At 36.7% G+C, this 26,827-nt stretch carries 21 protein-coding genes; 2 read left to right on the top strand and 19 right to left on the bottom strand.

Features of this window, described 5'->3' with window-relative positions:
- Positions 1–26: 26 nt before the first annotated feature.
- The 14 genes from NSQ95_RS04665 to NSQ95_RS04600 form a co-directional block, all read right to left on the bottom strand.
- Positions 27–1,100, bottom strand: coding sequence for a glycosyltransferase (locus NSQ95_RS04665; protein ID WP_340884809.1), 1,074 nt, complete (start codon positions 1,098–1,100; stop codon positions 27–29).
- Positions 1,097–2,215, bottom strand: coding sequence for a glycosyltransferase (locus tag NSQ95_RS04660; RefSeq protein WP_340884811.1), 1,119 nt, complete (start codon positions 2,213–2,215; stop codon positions 1,097–1,099). The genes NSQ95_RS04665 and NSQ95_RS04660 overlap by 4 nt, the downstream gene beginning before the upstream one ends.
- A complete protein-coding gene (locus NSQ95_RS04655) occupies positions 2,212–3,600 on the bottom strand; it encodes an O-antigen polymerase (protein WP_340884813.1) in 1,389 nt (462 codons plus the stop codon). Before NSQ95_RS04655 ends, NSQ95_RS04660 begins: the two co-directional genes overlap by 4 nt.
- 14 nt (positions 3,601–3,614) lie before the next feature.
- Complete coding sequence (wecB, locus tag NSQ95_RS04650; protein WP_340884816.1) at positions 3,615–4,682, bottom strand: UDP-N-acetylglucosamine 2-epimerase (non-hydrolyzing); 1,068 nt, start codon at positions 4,680–4,682, stop codon at positions 3,615–3,617.
- Complete coding sequence (locus tag NSQ95_RS04645; protein WP_342560419.1) at positions 4,679–6,277, bottom strand: asparagine synthase C-terminal domain-containing protein; 1,599 nt, start codon at positions 6,275–6,277, stop codon at positions 4,679–4,681. Before NSQ95_RS04645 ends, wecB begins: the two co-directional genes overlap by 4 nt.
- A gap of 12 nt (positions 6,278–6,289) precedes the next feature.
- Positions 6,290–7,705: an oligosaccharide flippase family protein gene (locus NSQ95_RS04640; protein ID WP_342560418.1), complete on the bottom strand. Its 1,416-nt coding sequence runs from the start codon at positions 7,703–7,705 to the stop codon at positions 6,290–6,292.
- Positions 7,706–8,437, bottom strand: a complete 732-nt coding sequence (locus NSQ95_RS04635) for an acyltransferase (RefSeq protein WP_342560417.1) — start codon at positions 8,435–8,437, stop codon at positions 7,706–7,708.
- Positions 8,438–8,451: 14 nt separating this feature from the next.
- Positions 8,452–9,768 carry a nucleotide sugar dehydrogenase gene (locus tag NSQ95_RS04630; RefSeq protein WP_340884826.1) on the bottom strand — a complete coding sequence of 439 codons (1,317 nt, stop codon included), beginning with the start codon at positions 9,766–9,768 and terminating at the stop codon, positions 8,452–8,454.
- Positions 9,769–9,946: 178 nt separating this feature from the next.
- On the bottom strand, positions 9,947–10,687 hold the full coding sequence (locus NSQ95_RS04625; protein WP_342560416.1) for a hypothetical protein: 741 nt from the start codon (positions 10,685–10,687) through the stop codon (positions 9,947–9,949).
- Between the two features lie 76 nt (positions 10,688–10,763).
- A complete protein-coding gene (locus tag NSQ95_RS04620; protein WP_342560415.1) occupies positions 10,764–11,879 on the bottom strand; it encodes a DegT/DnrJ/EryC1/StrS family aminotransferase in 1,116 nt (371 codons plus the stop codon).
- A gap of 96 nt (positions 11,880–11,975) precedes the next feature.
- A complete protein-coding gene (locus NSQ95_RS04615; protein ID WP_340884833.1) occupies positions 11,976–13,040 on the bottom strand; it encodes an MraY family glycosyltransferase in 1,065 nt (354 codons plus the stop codon).
- Positions 13,041–13,260: 220 nt separating this feature from the next.
- Complete coding sequence (locus NSQ95_RS04610) at positions 13,261–13,656, bottom strand: hypothetical protein (protein ID WP_298467074.1); 396 nt, start codon at positions 13,654–13,656, stop codon at positions 13,261–13,263.
- 89 nt (positions 13,657–13,745) lie between these two features.
- Complete coding sequence (locus NSQ95_RS04605; protein WP_298467071.1) at positions 13,746–16,256, bottom strand: phosphodiester glycosidase family protein; 2,511 nt, start codon at positions 16,254–16,256, stop codon at positions 13,746–13,748.
- Positions 16,257–16,271: 15 nt separating this feature from the next.
- Positions 16,272–18,596: a hypothetical protein gene (locus tag NSQ95_RS04600; protein ID WP_342560414.1), complete on the bottom strand. Its 2,325-nt coding sequence runs from the start codon at positions 18,594–18,596 to the stop codon at positions 16,272–16,274.
- Between the two features lie 162 nt (positions 18,597–18,758).
- Here NSQ95_RS04600 and secA point away from each other — a divergent pair, with 162 nt between their 5' ends.
- Positions 18,759–21,119 carry a preprotein translocase subunit SecA gene (secA, locus tag NSQ95_RS04595; RefSeq protein ID WP_342560413.1) on the top strand — a complete coding sequence of 787 codons (2,361 nt, stop codon included), beginning with the start codon at positions 18,759–18,761 and terminating at the stop codon, positions 21,117–21,119.
- A gap of 220 nt (positions 21,120–21,339) precedes the next feature.
- Here secA and NSQ95_RS04590 read toward each other — a convergent pair whose 3' ends face one another.
- Positions 21,340–23,073 carry a cache domain-containing protein gene (locus NSQ95_RS04590; protein ID WP_342560412.1) on the bottom strand — a complete coding sequence of 578 codons (1,734 nt, stop codon included), beginning with the start codon at positions 23,071–23,073 and terminating at the stop codon, positions 21,340–21,342.
- A 421-nt stretch (positions 23,074–23,494) separates the two neighbouring features.
- Between NSQ95_RS04590 and NSQ95_RS04585 the strand changes: the two genes are divergently transcribed.
- Positions 23,495–23,620: a hypothetical protein gene (locus tag NSQ95_RS04585; protein ID WP_285841610.1), complete on the top strand. Its 126-nt coding sequence runs from the start codon at positions 23,495–23,497 to the stop codon at positions 23,618–23,620.
- Between the two features lie 127 nt (positions 23,621–23,747).
- Here the strand turns inward: NSQ95_RS04585 and NSQ95_RS04580 are convergent, their stop codons facing one another.
- From NSQ95_RS04580 to pcp, 4 genes are read right to left on the bottom strand one after another with little or no spacing between them, the layout of a single operon-like run.
- Positions 23,748–24,608: a biotin-dependent carboxyltransferase family protein gene (locus NSQ95_RS04580; protein ID WP_342560411.1), complete on the bottom strand. Its 861-nt coding sequence runs from the start codon at positions 24,606–24,608 to the stop codon at positions 23,748–23,750.
- Positions 24,605–25,369, bottom strand: a complete 765-nt coding sequence (locus NSQ95_RS04575; protein WP_342560787.1) for a 5-oxoprolinase subunit PxpA — start codon at positions 25,367–25,369, stop codon at positions 24,605–24,607. Before NSQ95_RS04575 ends, NSQ95_RS04580 begins: the two co-directional genes overlap by 4 nt.
- On the bottom strand, positions 25,369–26,112 hold the full coding sequence (pxpB, locus tag NSQ95_RS04570; RefSeq protein WP_342560410.1) for a 5-oxoprolinase subunit PxpB: 744 nt from the start codon (positions 26,110–26,112) through the stop codon (positions 25,369–25,371). The genes NSQ95_RS04575 and pxpB overlap by 1 nt, the downstream gene beginning before the upstream one ends.
- Positions 26,102–26,716, bottom strand: coding sequence for a pyroglutamyl-peptidase I (gene pcp / locus NSQ95_RS04565; RefSeq protein WP_342560409.1), 615 nt, complete (start codon positions 26,714–26,716; stop codon positions 26,102–26,104). The genes pxpB and pcp overlap by 11 nt, the downstream gene beginning before the upstream one ends.
- Between the last annotated feature and the right edge of the window lie 111 nt (positions 26,717–26,827).

The following is a 26,827-nucleotide window of genomic DNA, read 5'->3' as shown; positions in this document are numbered from 1 at the left end:
TCTTCTATTAGAGGCAATTTAAACTTTTAAGCCTCTGTATATTTTTCGTATAATGACAACATGTAATTAGCGTTATCAACCCAACTATAATTGTCCTTTACATGAGCTATGCCTGCTTTACCCATTCCAGCTCTTAAATCATTGTTCCCGGCCAGTTTTATAAAAGCAGCTGCCAGCTGATCTGGACTTTCCTTATCAGTGACAATACCCGTGACATCCTTCACTACTACTTCCGGTAATCCCCCGACATTCGACACGACGACCGGAACGCCACAAGCCATCGCTTCTACTGCGGCTACTCCAAAGCTTTCGCTATCTTCTGTGGAAGGAACAGCGAAAATAGACATGCTACGAATAATAGCAGGAACCTCTGTATTTGGTACCTTTCCGGTAAATGTAGTAACGTTGGATATACCAAGCTCATCTGCCAGCTGCTCATATTCTTTTCTTTGAGGGCCATCCCCAGTAATGAGTAGCTCAGAATTTGGATACTCTATATGAAACTTAGCAAAGCCTTTTACCAAATCAGCTATCCCATACTTGTCCTCTAATGCTTTTACCGTTCCAACAATGATTTTGTCATTACTTTCATTTGTATGGGCTTCAGGGTAAAACTTCTCCAAGTCCACTCCAAATGGCGTTACGTATACAGGACGATTCGTATAAAGATTCGTTTCCTTCGCCATAATATGACTTGTTGAGCAGATAGCCGTTGCTTTACTTAACGTAAATCTGACAAGCTTTTCATTTAATTTATTTTTCTTAGGAAAATCAAAGATATCCTTGCCCCATACCGATACAAAATGGACCTTATAGTCAACAATCGCTCCTAGCAATCCATAGCTTGAGATAAAATGGGAATGCAAGATGTCAGGATTCCATTCTTTTAGCATTTTCTTTAAGGCAGGTGCTGCTGCAATATAAGATGCCTTACCGGGTAACACCTTCGGCAAAATTTCGGTAGGTACTTGCTTGGCATTATCTTCCGAATAATGATCCTTGAACGTAAATACTTTTACGTCTATACCTTTCGATTGATAAAATAATGCCCACTTATGTGTATGAATAGACTTACTTGGAGCTAATACAGCTATTTTCATTTTTTATTACCTCCTATAAGCGCTTGTGCAGCCTGCTCGGCACGTGCATTCCAAGAATGTTGCTGTAAAAAGCTTTTTTTAATATTTTGTTTGAACTGTAAATATTCAGGTTGAATAGCTAGCATACCTTTCACAAGTCCCTCAGCATCATCCTCGGCTATTACGCCGTATGGTCCCGATAATATAAAGTCTTCTTGTGCAGAGCAATTCGTTGCAACAATAGGCAAGCTCGCCGTTAAGTATTCTACTAATTTAATCGGTACTGCAAAGTCGTTGTAAGTGGATCTTTTACGAGGGATAAATGCAAAGTCTACTTGCTCGTATAATGCTTGTAGCTCTGCCCCACTCACATGCTTTAGCTCGATGTATGGCTGCTGTATTTTATTTTTTTCTTCTTGGCTAAGTTGAGTATACTCTTCCTCACGGCAAACAATGACCAAGTTTCCTAATGTCTCGTCCTTATTTAGAAGCGCATATGCATCGACGAGTGTTGGTAATCCATAATCCTCGTTATTAATGCCACCTACATAAATACCTTTAAACGGCTTTTGCATTTCTCGATAGTTGTCATTCAACTCGGTAAAGCGACCGCCCGGTGGAAGAGCCATTTTGTTCGTATTGATAGCTACGTATTTTCCCATAGCATCACTTGGAAGAAACAGTGTATGAACATACTTCTCATAGAATCTTTCTTCCATCCTATAAATAGTCTTCATAACCGTTTTTTTGATACCCTTCAAAGGATATAATTCATCGAATTTCCAATACACATCTCGGTAAAAAACACCTATAGGCACTTGAAGTCTCTTTAATGTTTTAAAAACATCCTTATCAATAATCCAGTCTTTTGGAATATGTCCCGGATCTGTTAACCATAAAGGAATCGTTTGATTTTCTGAATAACAAAACAATGTTTGCTCTTGTTTCTTTTCAGCAAGCATCTTATTCCATAATTGACGTCTCTCAGTAGAAGTACCTGAAATAACAATAGTTTCTAAATTATTTTCGGTTGCATATTTTTCTATTGCCTTAATCATTTCAACGGGGCGAATTGCTGAACCACTCTTCGGATTAGTAGCAAGAGTAAAAGGATAATAAATTAAAATATTTTTCATTGTGGTGCTCCTTTTTTTCGTACTTTGCTTAATAGGAACGTCCATATAATATGGAAATACTGTTCCAGAATAAACAATCCACCCAATACTACGGTCATTAATATCCACACTGGGTTAAAGAAAAAGTCAGCTACTCCTCCAACAAGTGTTCTTGGTAGATTAATCGTAAAGTAGACAAACAATGCTATAACCACTGGTGTTTTCGGTAAGCGTAAAAAGATGATATATAACACCTGAATAACTGCTGCAATATAAATAATAGATATAATAACACCTAGATATCCAAACGAAGCAAAGGCTTCACCAAGGAAAATGGTATTAAGAACACCACCAGTACCTTTGTCTACGTTTTCAGGAAACACATTCTCCATTACCATTCGTGCTGATCGTACTTGCTCGATATCGAAAATTCCTGCAATAAAGGAAGGCAAGCCTTTCGCTTCTAAGAAGCTTAGAGAATGTGAGTACGTATCCAAATGTAAAAAGAATGGTGAAATTTGCGCCAGTATAATCCTTCCAATTGGGCCAGAATTATGAGACAAGAAGCTTTCAATCTCTGTAACCCCTTGAATCGCCACATACATAACGATTAATAAGGCACTTCCCGCCAAAATATAACCGCTGATTCTCTTCCAATTGAGCTTTAGCTTTTGTGTATATACACCAGCTAGAAGCAGCATGATGATATAAAAGAAAATTGGAGACTTAGCTAAATCATAGGTAGAGATTAGGACGGATGAAATGAATAAAACAAAGAACAATACTTTCCAATATAATGCTCTCGATTTCGTAGTATATACAAATGCAATAATAGAAAGGACTGGAGTCAATGCGATACCGAATATATTCCGAATATACACATTCCCACTGAAGCCTCTACTCGCATCAATTCTAAGCTTTGCAAGCTCCGATGTATTCCCCTTTAAAAGCTCCAATAAAGGAACATTCGCTGTCTTCAATAAGGTATAAGCAACTGCTAAAACAGATATAGCGGATAAAGCACCAAAAGCCAATCTAAAGATACGCTCATTCTTATCTACACTTGTACGAACGGGTTTTTGCAGATAGTTATTAAATTCTAGCTCCCCATTAAACCCAAAAATTCTACCTACAACTAACTGAGTTAGTGGGAATAAAATCATTAATAGCGTCAATAAAATAAAACCAATTATTCGATATTCCTCATGGTCCATTCTTTTGATCATATAATAATCATCTATTCCTAAAGCTATTAACAATCCGCCAATATAACTGGAGATAAGGAAAGAATAATAATAAACAATAGAAATCATATTTGGCTTTACAAGAGAAAGGCTTCCAGAAACCTTTTTAAAAAGGTATGTGGAAGCCACCACAGTAAAGAGCCATATGCTAAATATTAACAATGCTCACACCTACTTTATTTACTTGAATATTCCTTTAGTAAAGCTAACACTTTTTCCGATGTTTTTCCATCACCGAAAACAGGAGTATAAGAAGGAGTTACTTCTTTTTTAACTGCGTCTACGATTTTATTTGTATCTGTTCCAGTTAAGATATTTGCATCCTCTATTAATGTCTCTACCCATTCCGTTTGATCGCGAACAGTGACACAAGGTACTTCTGCAAAGTATGCTTCTTTTTGAACGCCACCAGAATCTGTTACGATTTTTCTTGCGTTTGTTTCTAAGGAAAGCATATCCAAATAACCAACTGGATCTATAACTTGTAAATTAGGAATTTCATCTAGCTTAAAGCCGTAATCCTCTAATTTTTTCTTTGTTCTTGGATGGATTGGCCAAACCTTTTTATCTTCGATTTGACGGAACGCATCTAAAATTGACTTCATACGGTCAACATCATCTGTATTTTCCGCACGATGAATCGTAATTAGTAAGTAATCCTTTGGAGCGAGCTTTTCAGTCTCTAAAATAGTAGATGTAGACTTAGCTAGCTCTTTATTGTATAGAACTGCATCATACATTACGTCACCAATATTATACACGCCTGCGCTAATATTTTCGTTCGTTAAATTCTGGATAGCTGTCTCCGTTGGACAAAGTAACAACGTGGAAACATGGTCCGTTAAAATACGGTTAACTTCTTCAGGCATTCTCATATTGAAGCTGCGAAGACCTGCTTCGATATGAACAATAGGAATATGCAGTTTAGCAGCTGCAAGTGCTCCTGCTAATGTTGAATTTGTATCACCATACACTAATAAGAAATCAGGATTTTCTTTTAAAATTATTTCTTCGATTTTAGCTAGCATTTCACCAGTTTGTTTACCATGGTTTCCTGAACCGATTCCTAAATGATAGTCAGGCTTTGGAATGTTTAATTCTTCGAAGAATATATCTGACATATTGGCATCATAATGCTGACCAGTATGAACGATAAGCTCTGTTACTTCTTCACGAATAACACGTGAAACTGCTGCTGCTTTTATAAACTGAGGTCTTGCTCCTAAAATAGTTAGAACCTTCATTTTGTAATCTCCTTCATCATTTCAATCATGTCTTTTACGATAAACGAATTGATATTGTACGGATGCTCATACTTTTGACCATTTCTTTTAAAAGTAAGAGACTGTACATACTGCTTGTAAGTCGGATAGATTCCGTACCACTCCATTGGCTCATCAAAATATTTACGATATAGATTTTTCTTTCTATATATTTTGCGTAGTAAAGGATAGAGAATACCATATTTATTTTTAAGGGAATTTTCTGGTCCTGGCTTTTGAGGCAATGGATAGTATTCCGGATACATTTGATGCAATGTGTAATCATATAAATATTTTTTATACTTTAAATCCGCAGGGATTTTACTGAAAAAGTGGATTAAACGATCATCCCATAACGGAATGGACCAGCCTTGTCCAAAATATTCGTATACACGAACAGAATTAATGATAAATTTCGCTTGTCGTTCTCTCCAATTCCATTCATCAATTAAAGAAGTGACACGTTCATTGGTATAATTGGAATACGCTTCAATATCCTGATACAATCCTTTACCGATATCTGTTTCTGCATAGCTGTCTTTACCAGCTAGCTCCCATAATCGAAAATGCTTGTTCATTATAAAGGTTTGAATTTCACTCTTTTCAAATTGCTTGTCAACAATCGACTCATAAGGTAAATGTCCCCCTGCCAGATAATCTAAGGAATGACCTGGTAAAAACACTGCGTCTTGTAACCCTTCTTGCTCAACCAGCAGCTTAGTGCTTGGAAAATCTTGAAGATGTGCTACCGAAACAGCATTACTAGAATACACCACATAGTCCTTCCATTCGTCAGACTTGTACATATCCTCCCACATCTTTTTATCATAGGCAAAGTATTTCCATTTTAAGCCTAGCTTATCAGCAATCTGTTTACTAACAGTTGACTCTCCGTTCCCTGTTCTTCCGTATGTAAATGCAATAATATTATCCTTTAAACCACGTTCCACCAAGGCCAATGCGATTAATCGAGAGTCATATCCACCACTAAGTGGAATGACGATTTGGCGATCCTTTAAACGAAATGCAAGATCATCAAATAAGTCATGAAATACTGTCTTTAACTCGGCTGCAAATGAATCGATTGGCTCTGTTTCTTTCGGAAGAACATACGAATAGTAGTAATCATGGACAGCCTTTTCCTGCAATGTAACATAAGAAACTGCAGGAACCTGTTTCCATTCCTTAAATAACGTCTTCTCTCTAAAAACAAATCCTGTGATTAGGAACTCTTCCTCTGCCTCTGGATCCATATTTAAGCCTTCCTGAGGCTGTATATAATCTTGGACAAGCCAGTTGCCTGACTGATCCTCCATATAAAATAATGGAATAGAACGCTTCATATCAGTTACCAGTTTTGTTTCGACTGGAGTTGTATAGATTAACGCATATTCCCCATTCCATTTGGCGAAGTCATTAGATGTTAAAATTTCTTCATTTATAATGCTAGCGAAGTTTTCATGGGTGACATATTGATTTTCATAATAGAAGTATCCTCTGAAAAATCCTTCATACCCGACACCTTGTATAGTATGAAAATCTTTATGCCTAAGGTTTGTTATACATTTTTTTGACATGCCTATCCCCCATTACTTTCTTTTTACAAAATACTTATCCATACGAACTAGTAGGACTAGAAGAATGAATACAATCCATACTCCTAAGATTAGCCAGCTATTTAAATCGTGTAATTGAATATATACAATTCCAAGAGTTGCAGCTATTAGCCAAAAGATTGTCCAACCCATTTTTACACCTGAGAAAGGTACATAATATAGCTTTTGACTTTTACGGAATACCATAAATAAAGCGATACAATAGGCTGCTATATACGAAATAACAGTTCCCCATATATTGAGGTACGGCACAAAAACAAAATTCAATGCCACTGATACAATTGCAGCTATCCCAAATGCTATAGAAATATGTTTTGTTTGTTTAGAATAAAATATTCCAGTAGAAACAATCATATAGTAAAAGCTTAAAAATGTTGCGATTGAAATAGGTGCAACATATTGAAATGCAATTCTAAAGTTATCTGGCATTACTAAAATAATCCATGGCATAAATGTCGCTAAAGCTAAAACTCCAAAGCTACCAATGATTAAAAATGCCGCATATAATGTGGCAAATAATTGGGGACTATCCTTTTTGTCTTTTAAAGACATAGAGAATGGTCTCCACGCTAGTTGTATACCGCTCGTCAATAGAGTTATAAAGGTTGCAAACTTAATAGCGGTCCCATAAATACCTACATCATCTAATGTTCCATATGCCCGTATAAAAAAGTTGTTGGCATTAGCTATGATCCAAAAGGCTAAAGAGGCAGGAACTAGGGGAGCAGCGTAAACTAAGATTTTCTTTAAAATAGCTTTATCGTACAGTGGCTTCAAATAAACCCTAACAGGCTTTATTAACACTAAGACTATAATAGCTACACTGACTAAGCGAGCTACTAGTATCCCTTCTAATGAAGTCCATACAAACATTAAGAAAAGGACTGAAACTACTGCTATTAATAGCATTTTACCTATCGTAGTAAAGACTACTCTCTTCGTATGGAACTCATATCTTAAAATAGTTAAGACTAGTGTAATAATGGTATCTAAGCATAACGTACCTAGTGCAATATAAAATAGTTGAGAATAGCCCGCTGATTCTAATATAAGAGCAGACAGCCAATCTCCGCCGATTAAAAATACTGCAAATAACAAGATAACTATTGATAAGCGGAACGTCATAACCGAGCGAACATACTTTTCCCGTGTTTCTTTATCTTTATATTCAAAGTAATAATAAGCTAAAGCGGAATCAGTACCAAATATTACAAGGAAAGTAAGCATAGATACAGTAGTATCTACCATCTGTAGCATTCCCACTAGCGATTCTTTTTCAAGATAATGTGCATATAAAGGGAATAGTATAAATGCGATTAGTTTAGTACCTACGTTCATAAATGCATAAAGGAGCGAATCCGCTCCTAAACGTTTTAACTGAGAGAACACTTAAAGAAGCTCCTCCTCAGGTACATTTTTCAAGAATTTTGCTGGGAAACCTTTAATTACAGTTTTCTCTTCTGTATCCTTCGTTACAATTGCTCCAGCTGCTACAAATGTTTCTTCTGCTATTGTTATACCAGGTAGAATAATAGACGCTCCACCTACACGAGCTCCACGTTTAACAATAGCTCCTTTAATCTTATCGAAGCGTGCTTCCGTTCTACCCATATAGTTATCATTTGTAGTTGTCACACATGGTGCGATAAATACATGATCTTCTAAAGTAGAATGAGCAGTGATATATGAATTCGATTGGATTTTAGTACGGTTCCCGATCGTTACAAAGTTCTCAACTGTAACATTCCGACCAATGATAACAAAAGAGCCAATTTCAACATCTTCTCGAACCGTTGCTAAATCAGCAATTAACGTACTCTCTCCGACTTTTGCTCCTCTATACACAATTGTATTAGCTCCAATTGTACATTCCTTGCCAAGCTCTAAAGGAGGGATTTCTTTCGTAATTTGCATTGTGCTTGTTTTGGCAGGCTTAGGCTGTTTGCCTACTACGGCACCATCATCGATGGTGGTACCATCACCAATGATGGTACCAGCGTGAATTGTTACACGATTGCCTATGCGAACGTTATTGCCAATCTTTGCTCCTTCTTCTATAACAGAAAAGTGTCCAACTGTCGTATTCTCGCCTAACTCAGCAGTTTCATGTATAAAATTCATCTTATATCCCGCCCTTATAATTTAATATAGCGATTTGGAGTGTCAATTCCTTTAAACGCGTTACGAGTATCAAAAATAACTTTTGATTTTTGTGCAATATGAGCATAGTCAAAGCCAGTATGATCAGTAGCTAGGATAACTAGGTCAGCTGAATCTAACAACTCGTCTGTTAATTCGACAGTTTCATGTGTTTCACCAGCAACTCTAAATGTAGTTACATGTGGATCAACCGTTTTGAAATTAGCACCTTGTTGCATTAATAGTTCTACTAATTTTAAAGATGGAGATTCGCGCATATCATCGATATCTTTTTTGTAAGCTACACCTAAAAGTACAACATTTGCATTTCTTAAAGCTTTACCTTCATCATTTAAAATCTGCATTGCACGAGTAATTACATACTCAGGCATCGTATTGTTAATCTCACCAGCAAGCTCGATTAAGCGAGTATGGTAATTGTATTCTCTAGCTTTCCAAGTTAAGTAGAATGGGTCGATTGGAATACAGTGACCGCCTAATCCTGGGCCTGGGTAGAATGCCATAAAGCCGTATGGTTTTGTTTTAGCAGCATCGATTACTTCCCAAACGTCAATTCCCATTTTCTCACAAAGAATAGCCATTTCGTTAGCTAGAGCGATGTTAATGTGACGGAATGTGTTTTCGAAAATTTTCTCCATCTCAGCGATAGCTGGACTAGAAACCTTATGCACGTCTCCTTCTAATACATTGCTATACATTGCAGCAGCTACTGTTGTACATTTTTCTGTGATCCCACCAACTACTTTTGGTGTATTTTTTGTATTGAAGCTTTTATTACCCGGATCAATTCGTTCAGGTGAGTAAGCGATGAAAATATCTTCTCCTGTTACAAATCCTTTATCTTCTAATGCTTTTTTAATAATCTCTTCCGTTGTACCTGGATAAGTTGTTGATTCAAGTACAACTAGGGTACCTTTTTTAGCATATTTAGCAATTTCATTTACTGAGCTTTCAACATAAGAAGTATCTGGCTGTTGATAAATGTCTAATGGAGTCGGTACACAGATAGCAACTGCATCTACTGCACTAATTGAACCATAATCTGTAGAGGCAGTTAAATGTCCTGACTCAACCATTTGTTTTAAGTCAACATCTACTACGTCACCAATATAGTTAATTCCTTCATTTACTTGTTGAACTTTAGATTCTTGTACATCAAATCCAATTACTTTATAGCCAGCTTTAGCTTTTTCAACCGCAAGTGGTAAACCAACATAACCTAAACCAACTACCCCAATAACTGCAGTGTGGTTTTCAATTTTTGCTAATAATTCTTCATAATATGTAGACATTTTATACTCTCCTTTTAATTGGTGCCGTTTTACTCTAGTAAAGACACCATCTTATCAATAAATGTTTCATGTTTGGGTACTTAAATTTTCTTTCCCCCGAGCGCAAAGGGGACAAGCGGTGGCTGAAAAACTGCCTCCTCGTATTTCCCCATTTGCCTGTCGGGGCAGACATAGGTGCTTACGCTTTTCTATAGTTTCTTGCATCGATTAGATACTTCCACATCGATAGGGAAAGGATTGCTAATAGGATTCCTAGGATGAACCCTGCAATAGCTCCTTGTGTTCCGTATGTTTCTGTTTGTCCTACTCTGGTTTCTCCAGCAATGCTTGGTTTTTCATAAGCAATGACGTCATTTCTTACTCTTTGTTCCGTAGCCAAAGCATTTGTTAAATCCATTTCAGCTGCAGATAATAAGGTAGTAAAGTTGTTAATTACTGTAACATTATCAGATTCAATTAATATTTTTTTATAATCTTCTATTGTGGTTTTTAATGTTTCAATACGCTCTGCTTGAATGCTTGCATATTTTTCAGTACCACCGATTACTTTGTCATGCTGGTTCATTAATCCAGCTAATAGTTGCTCATTAAACTGATTTAATTCTTTCGTTACTTGTTCTTCAGTATCTCCATAGGTCTCTGTTTTTATGTAACTTCTAGTTGGAACAAAGACTTCTGTTTTCCCTGTAAAATGTTTACCATACTGAGTCATAATATGATCAGGGTTAGTTAATGCCTCTAATTTTACAGATCCAGTGAAGACTGTACTTTTCCCTACATACTTACCGTTGGTTGGTACTAGGAAAGACGCACCGTAGCCTATTAAAGCTGCAATGACTGGTATGATGATGAACCAAATCTTTTTCCTCCAGAAAAACTCTAGAGAATCATATAATCGAAACGATCTATTTTCTGACATATCTTTTCTCCTTTAATTCTATTCATAAGGTAGTTAAAGGGAAACGTAAAAACGTCTCCCTTTACTTTTTACATCATTATTTTCCAGAAAAGAAAGCAGCAATCTTTTCAACAACAAATTGCTGTTGCTCTTCTTTTAACTCAGGGAACATTGGTAAAGAAAGTGCCTCGTTTGCAGCTTTTTCTGCATTCGGGAAATCTCCTAGTTTATACCCTAAGCTTTCAAATACCGGTTGGATATGTAATGGTAGTGGATAATAAATCATTGTATCTACTCCATTTTCTTTTAAATAAGCTTGAAGCTCATCTCGACGCTCTGTCAAAATAGTATATTGGTGGAATACATGATGGAAACCTTCTACCTTTACAGGTGTCTTAATGTATTCTCCAACCTTTTCATTCAACAATTGAGTGTAAAAATCTGCATGAGCTCTACGTTGCTCACTCCAAGTGTCTAAATGAGGGAACTTAACATTTAATACTGCTGCTTGAAGCTCGTCCAGACGGCTATTATAACCAAGCACAGCATGATAATATTTTGGTTTACTACCGTGTACACGAATAACGCGAGATTTCTCAGCAATATCAGCATTATTGGTAACAACCATACCCCCATCACCGTAAGCTCCAAGGTTTTTAGTCGGGAAGAAGCTATAAGTTGCTGCATCTCCTAATTCACCAACAGTAAAGTCACCTTGTTTAGCTCCAATTGCTTGTGCAGCATCCTCAATCACAATTAGGTTATGCTTGTCTGCAATTTTACGAATGCTCACCATATCAGCCATTTGACCATATAAGTGAACTGGAATAATAGCCTTCGTTTTGTCCGTAATATGCTTTTCTATCTCAGCTGGATCTATATTGAAAGAAACAGGGTCGATATCACAATAAACAGGTGTTGCACCGGCTCTGACGATTGCTCCACCAGTAGCAAAGAATGTAAATGGAGTTGTAATTACTTCATCTCCAGCACCTATACCTGCTGCTTGTAATGCAATATGAATTGCATCACTACCATTCCCACAACCAATCCCATGTGCCACATGGCTATATTCGGCAATATCCGCTTCTAGTTTTTTAACATTGCTTCCTAGAATGAAAACAGAGCTACTCATAACTCCGTCTAACGCTTCTAAAACTTCTGTTTTTAGCGATGCATATTGTTCCGATAAATCTAACATTGGTACTTTCATTTGTTTACACCAACCCTATATGAATTATTTAATATATGAAAAGCGTAACCCACCTTTTAAAGTGGTCTAGATAGTTTTTATCTACCTACTAGAGGGCTAATTACGCTTATACCCAACAACTTTTTGAAAAGCAGAAATAATTGGTCGATATTCATCATTCACTAACCCAATTTTTTCAGCAACAATTTCAAATGCAATTAATATAAATAAAATAATAAAAATTGCCCAACGTAAAGTTAGTGTCTCAAATGTAATCGCTGATATACTAAATATCAAACCGAAACCATATATTACTAATACGGTATCACGATGAGACAAGCCAAGTGCAAGCAATCTATGATGCAAATGAGACTTATCTGCCACCGATATCGGCTTACGATTAACTAACCGTCGAATTATAGCGAAGGAAGTATCAAAAATTGGTACTCCTAAGATTAGAATAGGAACGACAAAACTAAATAATGTAACGCTTTTGAAAAGTCCTAATAACGAAAGGACAGCAATAGCGTATCCAAGGAACATAGACCCTGTATCACCCATAAAGATTTTTGCTGGGTGGAAATTATGAAATAAAAACCCAAGCGTACTACCTAGTAAGATAAGTGACAATGTAAGTATTAACATTTTATCAGCAGAAAATGCTAAAAATGCGATACTTGCAAATACGATTGATGATATCCCAGCTGATAAGCCATCTAATCCATCAATTAAGTTGATAGCGTTCGTAATAGCTAGAATCCAAAACAGTGTTACTATATAAGAGAAAATACCAAGTTCAAATACACCTAAAAAAGGAATATTTAAAACTTCAATTGTTAACCCGCTACCCATAACAGCGCAAGCTGCTAATATTTGACCTAATAACTTAATTTTTGCAGAGATCTCATATTTATCGTCTATAATACCAAGCACGATAATAATCAGTGCACCTACAATAATCCCAGTAATCTTTGCTTCATACAATCCCGCAACGAAATAACCAACTGTTACTGCTATAAAAATTGCAAGTCCGCCTAAGCGAGGCATCACTTTTTGATGAACTTTTCTTTCAGAAGGTTTATCCACAGCCCCAATTATGTGTGCAAACTTAATTACTAAAGGGGTAACTGCGATTGCCGTGGCCATAGATATGATAAAAGCAAGAAGTAATTTTATATCCAAAAATATCATCCTTGTTTTTTTATTTTCTTTTTAGCCGCTAGGTTCTACAAAATAGACGAACTAACGACATGAAAGTTTCTTCAATTAATGATTATACTATAAAACTAGCTTTGTAACCAAATTTAATATAAAGAAAGAAAAGACTGACTTTTCGCTTTAGTATGAGCAAAAATCAGTCCTTTCTATTCTTGTAAAAAGCTTTATTTTTTCTAGTACTATATTACGAGAACTCAGGCCAGTTTACTTGTAAACTGTCTCCCTCAATCTTTTCTAAAGTACGGTACTTAAAGGGAAGCATTTCTTGCATCTCTGGTTCCTCTAACAAGATCTCTAAAGGTAATAGACTAAAGCTATCTTCTTCCTCTTGAATCATATAAGCCCCTACTACCTTACCATTTTCCTTCATGTTAATTCGCATAAAAGCTGGAAAATATAAATTGTTATTTGATTGAATAATAGAGGATGCTAGTACAATATCTTTGCCGTCTTGAACTATGGAATCCTGTTCAATTTTCTCAAAAACCTTTGCTGCCCAAGCTTGTCTCTTATAAAACCCTATTACTTTCTGAGCATTTCCTACAATATTGTTCTCTTTCCCTTTTTCCTCTGCAGCCATGTACTTCCCTCCAAAGTTTACCAAAATCCATACTTAATACGTTATCACACATTAAAATGCTTCGCAACACCTACTACTATATACTCATTTTAGTCTTTATATATAGCTTGAATGTCATCAATGATGATTTCACCATTTGCTTTTTTAGCATTTTCTGTTTGCATATAACGGACAGGAAGATCCATTTTCAATGGATAAGAAAGTCCAGCAGGAACATTCGCTGTAACAAATCTCCAATCGGTCCAAGTTACATTTTTATCAAAGTCCAATTGAACCGTTTTACCAGTAGCATCAACTACTTGAGATCTTAACCAGTTACCTTTACCGTCACCTTTAACCCACATTCCTATTTTCTTTAACGGTGTGCTAATTGTAAGGTTCGTTTTAGCATTAATATAAGCTCCTGAAGTACCAGTCGTGTCTTTAAAATCATAGGTTAACTTGATAGCCTTTGACCCATCTCTATCATTAGCAACGGACGTCACGGAAACACTTTTAGCTTTGTCACTAGTAGCCTCATAGTTAAAGATACCTTTGTTAAATGACTCTAAAATAGTTGGTGCGACCTCACCTACAATGACAGGAATAGTTAAAGACTTATTTCCGTATTTTACATTAATCGTTCCAATTCCATCTTTGTTTGGTGCTGTGTACTTACCATTCGCTTGAACAGTACCTACAGTACTACTAAATGTAAATGCACTAGCATCCGTTAAAACTGCTTGTCCATTTTTAATCCCACTTACGGAAAGCTGAACGGCTTGCCCTTTCGCTAATTGCAAATAATTTTCAGATGCTTTAATACTGTCTATCGTGTTTGTTACTCTCAACTGTATATTAGTAGTCTTACCTTCATAAGTAACCATTCCTGCATAAGTCCCTGGTTTTGCATTGACAACCTGCTTACCATTTACAGTAGACAATATAGTAGAAGTAACTTTTCCATTTCCTGAAATTGCAACTGGGTTCATATACTGGTCAATCCCTTTTACAGGAACTGATAGATTCGTATAGGTCGCCCCTTGAAATACTTCAAGTACGTTAGATGCTGGAGAAATAGTTACCGCAGGACCTGTTTTATACGTACTCACAAAGAGTAGTGAGTTGGCTACCGAGCGCTCGTATCCATCGGAAGGAGTATTGGCTACCGTCACTTTTGTGTTACCAAGCTCTCTTACTACTACCGTAGAGGAACCACCACCATCAAAGGTCATCGCATAGTTAGCTCCAAGATCTTTCATCAGCTTTGCAGTATTTTGTAAGGAAAGCCCCTTACTTTGAGTAGTTCTTCCATCAATTACAGCAGTGAATAGACTACCATCTTTTCGAACTCCAACAGCTGTTCTTGGTGCAACACCTGCTACTTTAATCGTTTGTAGTACTCCGTTTTTTACTAAATGATATCTACCACTTACAGCCTCTCGAACATCATTCCATTCGGCTGGAGTAAATTTAGTAGATATTTCAATTTGGTCACCTACATTAATTCCCTTTAGGAAATCGCTAGCAAAATGATGACCTGACAAAATAATTTCATTCGTATTTAAAGCAGCATTTCCAACACCAGATATCACTTCGGTAACCGTACCAGCAAGTGTTTCACCACCGTTTAGCTTACCTGAGTCGATTTTCACACGTACTTCTGTGCCAAGCTCGTTAGTGCTTGTTGTTGGAGCAAAGTCTCTAGTATAGACAACTAGATGATCTGCTAATCTTTTTCTATTAACCGAATTAATAGGATAGGATGTCCCATTTACAGAAAGGTTCATAGAAACTTGAGGTGCACCAATGATAGCTTTCTTATTAGAAGTAATCCCAAGTACAGCTAAGTCGCTTAACGCAGTTTGCGGTGTAGCTACAATAGATCCATCAATCATCATTAAATCTACTGGCTGACCTGTTTTATCAAAATAATCGCCGTTAACGCCTGCTACGACATGATAAGAATCATTTTGCGGAACACTATTTGCTTGTGAGGAAGTTGTTTCAAACCCAACTACTTGATCCTTCGCAAGCTCTGCCTTCATTTGAATATTGGAAGTTTTTCCATCATAGTCAATGACAAAAAGCTTTTGAGCCCCTAGTGCCCCATCAATGTCTATCAGTTTTTTTCTTACTCCGGGAGCAATTTGAGTAATAGCCTGAGCAGCTACTTTACCAATGGATAGAGTAGGGATAGCTTCTTTTGGAAATAAGTTAGAAGCAGGAGTACCTACAGGGGGGGTAACTGTTGACCCACCCTGAGCATTCTCCAATTCTCGAAGCTTAGCTTTAGACGGTGTTTTATAATCGACATACCCCGCCATTTTAGTAATATACATTCCGCCACCAAGCCCATATTGTCCACCATAAAGATTGTCATAGCGATAGACACGGTATTGCTCTCCTGGTTTTAGAATTCTCTCAAATACTAAACCATCTGATGTTCGTTTCCATAGGTTGATCGGTTTTACTACTTTAATTTTTCCCACTTGACCTGGAACCATTAAAATACCGTCCCAATACACTTTCGTTGCTTGCGCTTCTACTTGACTTGGTTGGAATAGTGAACTCGTGACCACTGCAAAAACGACAACAAGGTATAGCAATTTTCGTTTCATTTAATTAAATCTCCTTCATTTCCCAGCTGATTCAGCTTGTTTTCCACGATTTTTCTCAATCGTGTATCTCCATAGATTACTTCCATCGTAGTAATAGAGGTTACCGTTTAAGTCCTGTTCTAGTCCATAAACACCTTTATCCTTTAACCATTCAACTTTTAAACTATCTTTTGTTACACGGAACAACTTACCTTCAACACTTCCATAAATGTAACCATCTACACCCTCTAATATTTGTGCATTACGGAATCGACCTGATATTAATGGTAATAACTCAACTGTCTCGATATCAGTCCATTCATCCTTGTATTTAAAGAGCTTTCCATCAGCCATTCCCCACACATAATTCTCTTTATCTACTATTAAACTAGTAATCATACTTGAACTAAATGGTAGATGAATATATTTTTTTGCCTCTGGATTAAAACGATCAAAATAGAACAGTCTTGCTCCTCTAGGATTTACTTGTTGGTTGGCATGAATCGATGTACCACCGAATACTTGAGTTCCTCTGCTTACTAAAGAAACAATGCTTTGGTTATAAATATAATCCTCATAAATCTCTGTTTTTTTAGTAGAAGTATCATAAAAAACTAATGCCCCTCCACCAACGCTAGTATCAGGTAGAGTACCAAGAATAATCTCTTTTCCTTTATTATAAGGCGCAACTGCTGTAGAACGTTCTTGCCCATGTGAGCTCATTCTAATTACTTCAGCAGGATTTCCAACTCCCCACGGAATCGAACGATCATATACTAATAATCTAGCTAGAGGATAGGCTCCAATATAAAGCTTGTTATTTATCTCAAACATAGACTCCACTTGGCTTATGTTACGATATAATTCCTTGTTCCCCGTTGCTACGTTGTATACGCCAAGGCCACCTGACATATACCCATTTGCATAAATATGTTTACCATCTGAGCTAGATGCTAAAGTGTAAAGCTCAACCGGCTGCTCCGGCAAGTTAAAGTTATGATATTGTAACTCTCCTGTTTGTGGATTGTATTCAAAAATTTGACCTAGGTTATCAACCATACCTGATAAAATCCATTCCTTTGGCTCCTCCAAAGTTTCTTCTGAAGGATCACCATTAGGATTTTCTTTCAAAGGCGGTACTATTATTGGCAAGGCAGGGTTTGGAACGATAATCTCTGTATTTTTTACACCAGATTCTACTTTAGGTGCAGTAACTGCGCCTGGAACAGTATTTTCACTTTCATCCCCTGTTCCTTCCTCGTTCGGAAGCTTAGGATTCTTTACGATAAAGTCTAGATTAATAGCTTCCGTTCCTTTAGGTAGATAAACACCTAGTTCGGTATGCATCTTTGTCTCGAACTCATATTTAATCAATTGTTGCCCTTTTGTATAGTAGATGCCCTCTCCATTTGGAGAAACTGCTGATACAGTTTTAGAGCTCAATTCGAATTCATCCACTATTTTAAGTGTTTTACGGTCAAAAATAACAGCCATATTTGAAGGATGTAATCTAGCAATAATATAATTATCCGTTAAAACTAAGTCCTGTGCATATTTTTCAGACATGTATTTTGCTGGCAAAAATGAAGTGAAATTTTTTGTGTTCGGCTTTTTTACTAATAAATCCATTGGAGAACCAATAGAAACGTAAATTTCATCTTTATCTTCATCAGCAACGATAGCTTTCACGAATTCTTTTCGTTTTCGAATTTGACCAAATTCCTCTATTTCTTTTGTTTCTGTATCAAATGCTACTAACGAACCACCATAAGCCGAACCTGCATACACTTTATTGCCGGATACGATTAAATCTTGAATAGATGTATCACTCTTATTGGAAAAAATCGCTCCATGCTTTTCAAATACTTCCTCGTTCGGATCATAGCTATAAAGTACGCTCGATACTGATCCACCAACCCATAGCTTCCCATTTTCATCTACATCCAAGCCCCATGCACTTTTCGAATCTTCTAACGTAAACGTATGTAAGATTTCTTTAGACGTATAATCCACGACAACAAGTGCCGCTGGAGAGCCATGCATGATGTAGTAAATAAAATAGTCGCCCTCGTTATTTGCTGCAATTTTAGAGGATACTGCGGAAGCTTTAAAAATCATTGGTCCTAAATTTTCGTAGCCTTCCTCAATTACTTCTTCTACTGGCTTTTCTTCTATTATATCGTCCAGCCATTCCTCCGAGTTATCGACCTCTAGATTTTCTTCGACAACATCTTTAATACCTTCTATTCCTTGTTGCTCTTTTACTTCTACCATTGGCTTTTTGACTATCTCTTCTGCGTGAACACTACTCATCGGCGCTGCTAAAACCATAGCAAGCATTGCTGTACTAATTTTTTTCAACATTCTAACCCCTTTCATATCTATACTAACTTTAACATGATATGGAAACTTTTTAAATATAATCATGTAACTAAATTGTAATCATAGCTATTTATATAGTAAATGCTACCACTTATGATTCATGATATAATAGTATTGGAAATAAAAGATAGGAGATTAGACATGTTACAATCTATTAAAAAAATGATTTCAGGAGAAGTCATAGAGCTAAATCAGCTAAAAAAAATTGTAAATAAAATAAATGCCCTAGAAGATTCATTCACTCAAAAAAATGATGAAGAGCTACAAGCATATACAAATATTTTTCGTGAGAAGCTTAACGAGGGAATATCACCAGAGGAGCTAATTATTGAAGCATTTGCTGTCGTTCGAGAGGCCTCTAAACGTGTGCTTGGAATGAGACATTATGATTCTCAGCTGATGGGAGGGGCTGTTCTAACACAATCTCAAATTGCACAAATGCAAACGGGAGAAGGTAAAACGTTAGTGGCTACCCTACCAGCTTACGTGATGGCTGCTTACGGAAAAGGAACACATATTATTACCGCGAACGAATACTTGGCTACTCGAGATTATGAACAAATGAAGCCCCTTTTTGAATTTCTTGGTCTTTCCGTTGGACTAAACGTAGCTGGTCTGGAAAAAGAGGAAAAGCAAGCTGCTTACCTTTGTGATATTACTTACGGTACTGGTACAGAGTTTGGTTTCGACTATTTAAGAGACCATATGATCCAACGAGAAGATGAGCTCGTACAAAGACCGCTTTTCTACGCATTAATCGATGAAGTAGATAGCATTTTAATAGACGAAGCAAGGACACCTTTAATCATTGCAGGTAAGTCTAACGCAAGCTTAAATCTCTTCCCTGTGATGCAGATGGTAGTAGAATCGTTTGAGGATAAAAGAGAATACGATTATTACCCAGAAACAAAACAAATTGTATTGTTAGATGAAGGTGCAGATCGTCTAGAAGAGGCCTTTGGAATCGATAATGTATATGATCGCGAACATAGAGAGTTTCTTCATATAGCAATGCAGACGCTTCGCGCAAAAGTAGTTATGAGAAAAGATGTCGACTATATTGTGAAGGACGATAAAATACAAATCGTTGACCAGTATACAGGACGTATAATGGAAGGCAGAACATATAGCGATGGCCTTCATCAAGCAATAGAGGCTAAAGAGAAGGTTTCGATCAAAGAAGAGAACAATACACAGGCATCTGTTACCATTCAACATTATTTCCGTTTGTATAGTCATATCTCTGGAATGACTGGCAGTGCTATGCCTTCACGCGATGAATTTTGGGAGACTTATAATTTAAGAGTCACAGAGATTCCTACGAACAAACCAAACAAGCGAATTGATATGGAGACTGTTGTCTATTTATCTTCTGAAGATAAAATGAAGAAAATTGTTGCTGAAACTAAAAAGCACCACGAAGTTGGGCGTCCTGTTTTAATTGGGACAACCTCTATAGAGCAATCAGAAAAGCTATCCAATTTCTTTAAAGAGGAAGGCTTGAAACACAATATTTTAAATGCTAAAACAGAGGAAGATGAAGCAGAGCTTATTTCTAATGCAGGTCAAATGCATAAAATTATGCTAGCTACTAATATGGCAGGCCGAGGAACGGATATCCTTTTAGGCGAAGGTGTAGCAGAGCTTGGTGGTTTGCATATTATCGGGACCGAGCTTCACAGTAGTGCTCGTATTGATATGCAATTACGGGGACGTAGTGGTCGCCAAGGTGACCCAGGCAGCACACAGTTTATCGTCTCCTTAGACGATGAACTATTCTACTACTATGATGAAGAAGAATTCGCTAAGTATAAAAAGAAAGTAAAAACAGATGAGAGTGGTTTAATAATTTCCCCTAACCCAACTAAATTTGTTTACAATGTACAAAAGGTTATTGAAGGAATGCATTTCTCAAGTAGATCACACTTATTAAAATTAGATGATGTAAACAATGATCAACAAAAAGTGATTTATAATTATCGTGAAAAAGCATTGAAACTGGAAAACATGCAATCACTCATTCAAATTGCTATACAGGAACGCTTAAATTACTTCTTAAAGGATATGTTAGAAATGGATGCAGCGGGGGAAGCTGCTTTGCACCAGGAAGTGATTGATGAAATTAAAATAATCGGCACGCTTACTACCACGGAGCCAATCGATTACTCTAACTTCACTGCGGAAAGTAAGGAACAATTACAAAAGGAACTAAATGTTGTTTACCGAATGGCACTAGATGAACTAGAGAATGATGTAGATGAAGATACTTGGAAGGACATCCAAAGCATTTACATTGAAACGCTAGATAGATACTGGATTTCTCATTTAGGAAACTTACACCACTTGAGAGAAGGTATTTCCGTTCGCGGCTACGGACAAGAAGATCCTTATAGACTATATTCATTTGATGCATTAGACATGTTCAATAACATGCTTAACGCCTTTTTCCGAGATATCAGCCGATACTTTCTACAGGTTAATAGCTCTAAAGCGGAAGAATAATAAAGACAGATTTCAACTAAAGACTGCAGCTATTGCTCAAGTTATTTCCCCTGAGCTTGCTGCAGTTTTTTTATTATTCTTCTATCCCAACATTTACCTAGTAATAAAACTAGAAAAAGATAAAGGTGTTATTCCCGCTTTCTTACGATAAAAAACAAGGGTAACAGGTACTGTTATCCTTGTTTATTTTGAATAAATACTATTCGAACACATTTATCTCTTATTTGAACCTCGATACCAAGTCATGCATGTTTTCAGCTTCCTGTTGAAGTTGAAGGGCTGAATTCATAATAGAATTAATAGCATTGTTCTGCTCTTCAATTGAGGCATTCATTTGCTCTGTTGCTGCTGCAGACTCCTCTGCAACGGCTGCAATATTAGATATCGCCCCTACAACCACTTCTCTATTAGAATACATGATATTCATCTCTTCATTTAAATAAATAAGTTCTTCTTTTATTTGTTGAATGGATTTAGTCAACTCCATGAATGATTGTTTAGTATATTCAACTGAATCCATTTGTTCATTTGAAATCGATTGAGTTTCCGTCATTTGAATTTCTGCTAAACGTGTGTCCTGCTCAATTTGCTTTAAAAGATTACGTACACTATCTGTAGCTACCTGAGTACCTTCTGATAGCTTCCTTACCTCCTCTGCTACTACCGCAAATCCTTTTCCATGCTCTCCTGCCCTTGCAGCTTCGATACTTGCATTTAAAGCAAGTAAGTTGGTTTGGGCAGATATATCATTAATGGTCTGAACAATTTGAGATATCTGTCCCATTCGATTAGTAAGTTGAGTAAAAGTAGCCTGTAGGACATCCATCACTGCTTGCAATCTATCAGTATTTGTAGTTAAGGTATTTATGTTAGATAAACCATTTTCTTGTACGCTTGTCATTTGACTAACCCCTACAATAATTTCATTATATTGCTTAAGTGTTTTCTCAATAACTGTAGACAAATCATTTACTTTATCAGAAGCTACCTCTGCTTCCTCTGCTTGTATAACTGCACCTTTAGAGATTTCTGTAATAACATGTGAAATTTCATCAGCAGCTGCCGTAGTTTCTTCTATTACAGCACTCAGCACCTCGGAGGAGCCTCTCATATGGTCTGAAGATACTTTTGTTTGACTCACCATTTCCTCTAAACTATTCTTCATAGTATTCACATTTAATGCAAGCTGACCTAACTCATCCCTTGTTTCTATTGGTATCTCATTTCCACTATGCTTTCCATCTGCTATATCCGAGGTTAAAACCATAATCTTCTTTAAATAAGTTGTCATTTTTCTAGCAAAGTACCAAAACAGTACTAATCCTAACAGGAGCGCTATTAAAATCGTCACAATGGTTGTAAATAACATAGTATGTGCGCCTTTATTAAAGTCCCTTTCGTATGTAGCTGCTACAATTATCCACCCCCAATTGGGATCCTCTATACTATATGCAATTTTTGGTTCCACTTGAGCTTCGTCACTAGGAAGTGGCCAGTTATAAGACACGTACCCCCCACCATTTAATGCTTTTTCTATACTATCTCTTATAAAATACTGACCATCCTCCGACTGATTATCATATAAGTTTTCCCCTTCTAGACTAGGGTGTACTAATAAGTTGCCTTTATCATCCATAACATAATAATAGAAATTCTTCCCGTAGGATGCCGGATTAGTGATTGAACGTTTATTGTCCTCCTTTAAAGGACCGATAATTTTATCTGCAACTCGTGCTTTTGCTTCTTCAATTGTTATAACGCCTTTTTCTACCTCTTTATTCAATTCATCAATTAAATCCAATATTGCATAGGTACCATTTTGAATCCCCATTTTCCCTAATTCATCTAATTCTTTTTTAGCTAACAAATAATTATTTAGGCCTAGTATTGATAAAGGTAGTAATATAACGATTAAAGCCAGAACTAAAAGTTTACTTTTTAAAGAACCACGCATATAAATAACACTCCCTTTTTGATTAATTATACCTACAATATTTGTACAAAAATGTGATAATTATCACATTTAAGCATATAAATATCATTAATAATTTATAAAATAATAAAAAGGGAATGAACAAAGTCTTATTTCGTAGACTTTGTAGGTGGAGTAAATGTTGTAAAAGAAACGACCTTTGAAGTGTTTGGCTATACCTTTCTTGAGGAAAAAATTAGATTACAGGGACAGCAGGCGCTAGATTATGTAAGAATGCGCAAAGATGATCCACTAGGAGATTTTGGAAGACAACATCGTCAAAAACAAGTAATTCAATCTCTACTTAAAAAGGGAGCAAACTTCAATCTACTCCTGAGGAAAAGGAACGGAACTACTTCTAATTATTGAAGAAAACCTACAAACAAATATGACCTTCGAGCAGATGCTAAATATACAAAAAGATTATAAAAAAAGTATAAATACGATTGAAACTCTGACCTTTGAAGAAGGTGCTGGAGAATTAAAGGATGGAATTTGGTATTATATGATGAACGAGAATGAATTTTAAAAAATTTCCGAGGAAATAAAGCTACATTTAGAAAAGCATTAAAAATTCTATAAACAACATATATGCATGCTCAAAAAGGATTGTCATAAAACACACAACTGCTAGGTGTATTTTATGACAATCCTTATCACTCTCTCCATTGAAAACGAATTTTTCCACCACTCCTCAATTGGGAGATCTTCCATAAATCTTCGTCTACTATTTTCCCCATGGTAGCATATCCACCAACCGTATGTGCATCTGCCATTAAAACAACCGGCTGACCATTATTAGTAATTTGAATAGTACCAAACTGGGTTGCCTCCGATAGAATATCGCCCTTAGAGACGAACTTTAGCTCAGGGCCATCTAAATAATATCCCATCCGATTCCCAGCCTTATATGTATAAATCGAATTAAAAAAAGTATCAATACTGCTCGTTTCAAATAAAGGTAAATGGGGACTTCTCCAAACATTAACAGTTACATCATTTTCATAAGTAGGAATAAGAGACGGTATTAATCGAGAGCGTTTGTTTGTATACGAAGTATCCCTCCCATATAAAATCATGTTTGGCTTCAGTACATATCCAATATCTGCTCTTGGATATGCTGAACTACTGTTCATCACCTCGTCCGCACAAAATCCTCCTTGTGGAATTATGTAAGCAATACTTCCTTTACTTGGACTATTAAAGGATAGGATTTGACCTTTGATGACTAAAAATGATGTCCATAGCTCCACGGGGTTTCCATCTAGCGTAGCCTCCAGATCCGCCCCACTGATAACTAATTTATGAGTATCTAAAACTTCCAGTGATAAGCCACCTAAAAATAGTTCTAATGCTAAGGAGTTTGGAGAGTTGGATACAATTTTATTCCCCATTTGAAAAGCATATTTATCCATCGGTCCAGCAACAGGCATCCCAAATTTCCGATACCCTGGTCTGCCTAAATCCTGATAGGATGCGTAAACCCCCTCTTTTATAACTTTAAAAAGCGCCTTCATATTCCCAACTCCAAAGGTGCAATCCTCACATTGTTTTCCTCTAGGACTTTTCTAACTTTCCTAACGACTGCCGAGACATTTTTGCCATCGCCATGAAAGCACAAGGTATTAGCATGGATTCTTATACTATCCCCAGACTTGGTCTTTACTTGTCGATCTTTTACGATTCGTAAAACCTGCGTAACGATATCTTCATCAGTAGTCAAAATAGCATTTGGCTCTGTTCGGTTAACTAGCTGCCCATCATCATCATAAAGGCGATCGGCAAAAGCCTCCTGTGCAGTTTGAAGACCTATCATTTTTCCCGCATCTATTAGTTCACTGTTGCATAACCCATATAAAATCAAGTCTGGTTCCATATCAAACGTCGCCTGCGCAATTGCTTTAGCAACAGAGGAATCTTTTGCAGCCATATTGTAAAGAGCACCATGTGGCTTTACATGCCTAAGTCGTACATGATGAAGCTGACAGAAAGCCTTTAAGGCCCCAATTTGATAGATAACCATCTCATAGATTTCTTCGGGTGACATTATCATATTCCTACGTCCAAATCCTTGCAGGTCTGGAAAACCTGGGTGAGCACCAATGGATAAATTATTTTTCTTAGCTTCCTTTACTGTTCGGTTCATTACCGAAAAATCTCCCGCGTGGAATCCACAAGCAATATTAGCTGAAGTAATCACTTTAAATAATTCCTGGTCTTCCCCTACGCTAAAGGCTCCAAAGCTTTCCCCTACATCCGCATTTATATCAATTGTTATCATTTAGACAACTCCTCTACAAAACGTTTCATAGCAAGAGAATCTTGTTTTAACTCACTAGCTATCTCTTCATATTCATGTATTGAAATGGGAAAAAATCTAATTAAATCTCTTGCTCTTAATAGAAAATGGTCATTGCTAAAAGCCGAATAGAGCTCCAAAGGTGTTCTTCCAATAATGTTCCATCCTCCTGGTGATTCTAAGGGATAAATGCCTGTTTGATTTCCTCCAATTCCAACAGAGCCTTTTGGTACTATACTTCTAGGCTTGTCTAGGCGAGAAATGCAAAGGCTTTTATGTAACTCTCCTAAATAAGGAAAACCGGGTAAAAATCCAATCATATATACGGTATATAATGGTTGTGTGTGAAGCTGAATAATCTGTTTGGAAGAAAGACCATTTAAAGAAGCTATTCTATCCATATCTAACGAATACGGCTCCTCGTAACAAACGGGAATATGTATTAATCTAGTTGGCATTTTTTCTAAAGCTAAATTTTTATGCTGCCATTGGAATAAGAATCCCTTAATATCGACTTTGTCTAATGCCGACGAATCAATAAAAAACACCGTAATTGTATGATAGCTTGGCACCACTTCCTCTATAAGATGATTCCATTCTAATGAAACCATTTCAGCAAAGAAATGTACTTGACTCCATACTTCTTGACTTATAGTCTCTTTAAAACTAAAACGTAAAGTCCTCTCCCCTGTTCTAAAAAAAGTTGGCATTTCAATTGTCATGATGTTCTAACGCACCAATACAAGTGATAATACTATTTTTCAAGTCCTCATGAGACCAGCTCGGAATTTTCCCATGTGCAATCGCTAGTTCATGAGATGCCGGAATATGGATGAACCCCGAAATCAGTTTATTATTGGACTTCTGTGCATAATGTAGTGCTTCATACATGACATTATTACAAAGGTAGGTGCCAGCTGTATTAGAAACTTCAGCAGGAAAACCATTTTGGATTAGCTTTTCCACCATTTTTCGAATTGGCAACGTAGAGAAATAACCTGGTTCTCCGTTTGCCTGGATCACTTCATCAACGGGCCTATTTCCTTTGTTGTCTACATCCCCATCTTGTACATTGATAGCAACTCTCTCAGGAGTAATTTTATACCTGCCAGCTGCTAAGCCTAAAGATATGTGTACGTCTGGCTTTTCTGCTTCCAGTAATTGAAGTAGCTCCTTACCAGAGGCACGAAAATCTACCGGTAGGATCTTACCAACAATTCTATGACCATTAATCTCTAAACCATTTAACTCTTCCACAATTTTCATAGTTGGATTGACAGTAAGCTGTAAAAACGGTTCAAATCCTGTTAATAACAATGTTTTCATTCTACTCCTCCTATTGACTCTATTAATTTAATTGAATCTTCATATCATTTAGTTTAACATTCTTGGAGCAAAAAATAACAACCAACAAGTTTTCTCTCGTTGGTTGTTTGA

Origin of the sequence: Psychrobacillus sp. FSL W7-1457 (genome assembly GCF_038593405.1) — a bacterium.
Lineage (GTDB): Bacteria > Bacillota > Bacilli > Bacillales_A > Planococcaceae > Psychrobacillus.
This window is presented reverse-complemented; position numbering and strand designations above follow the sequence as displayed.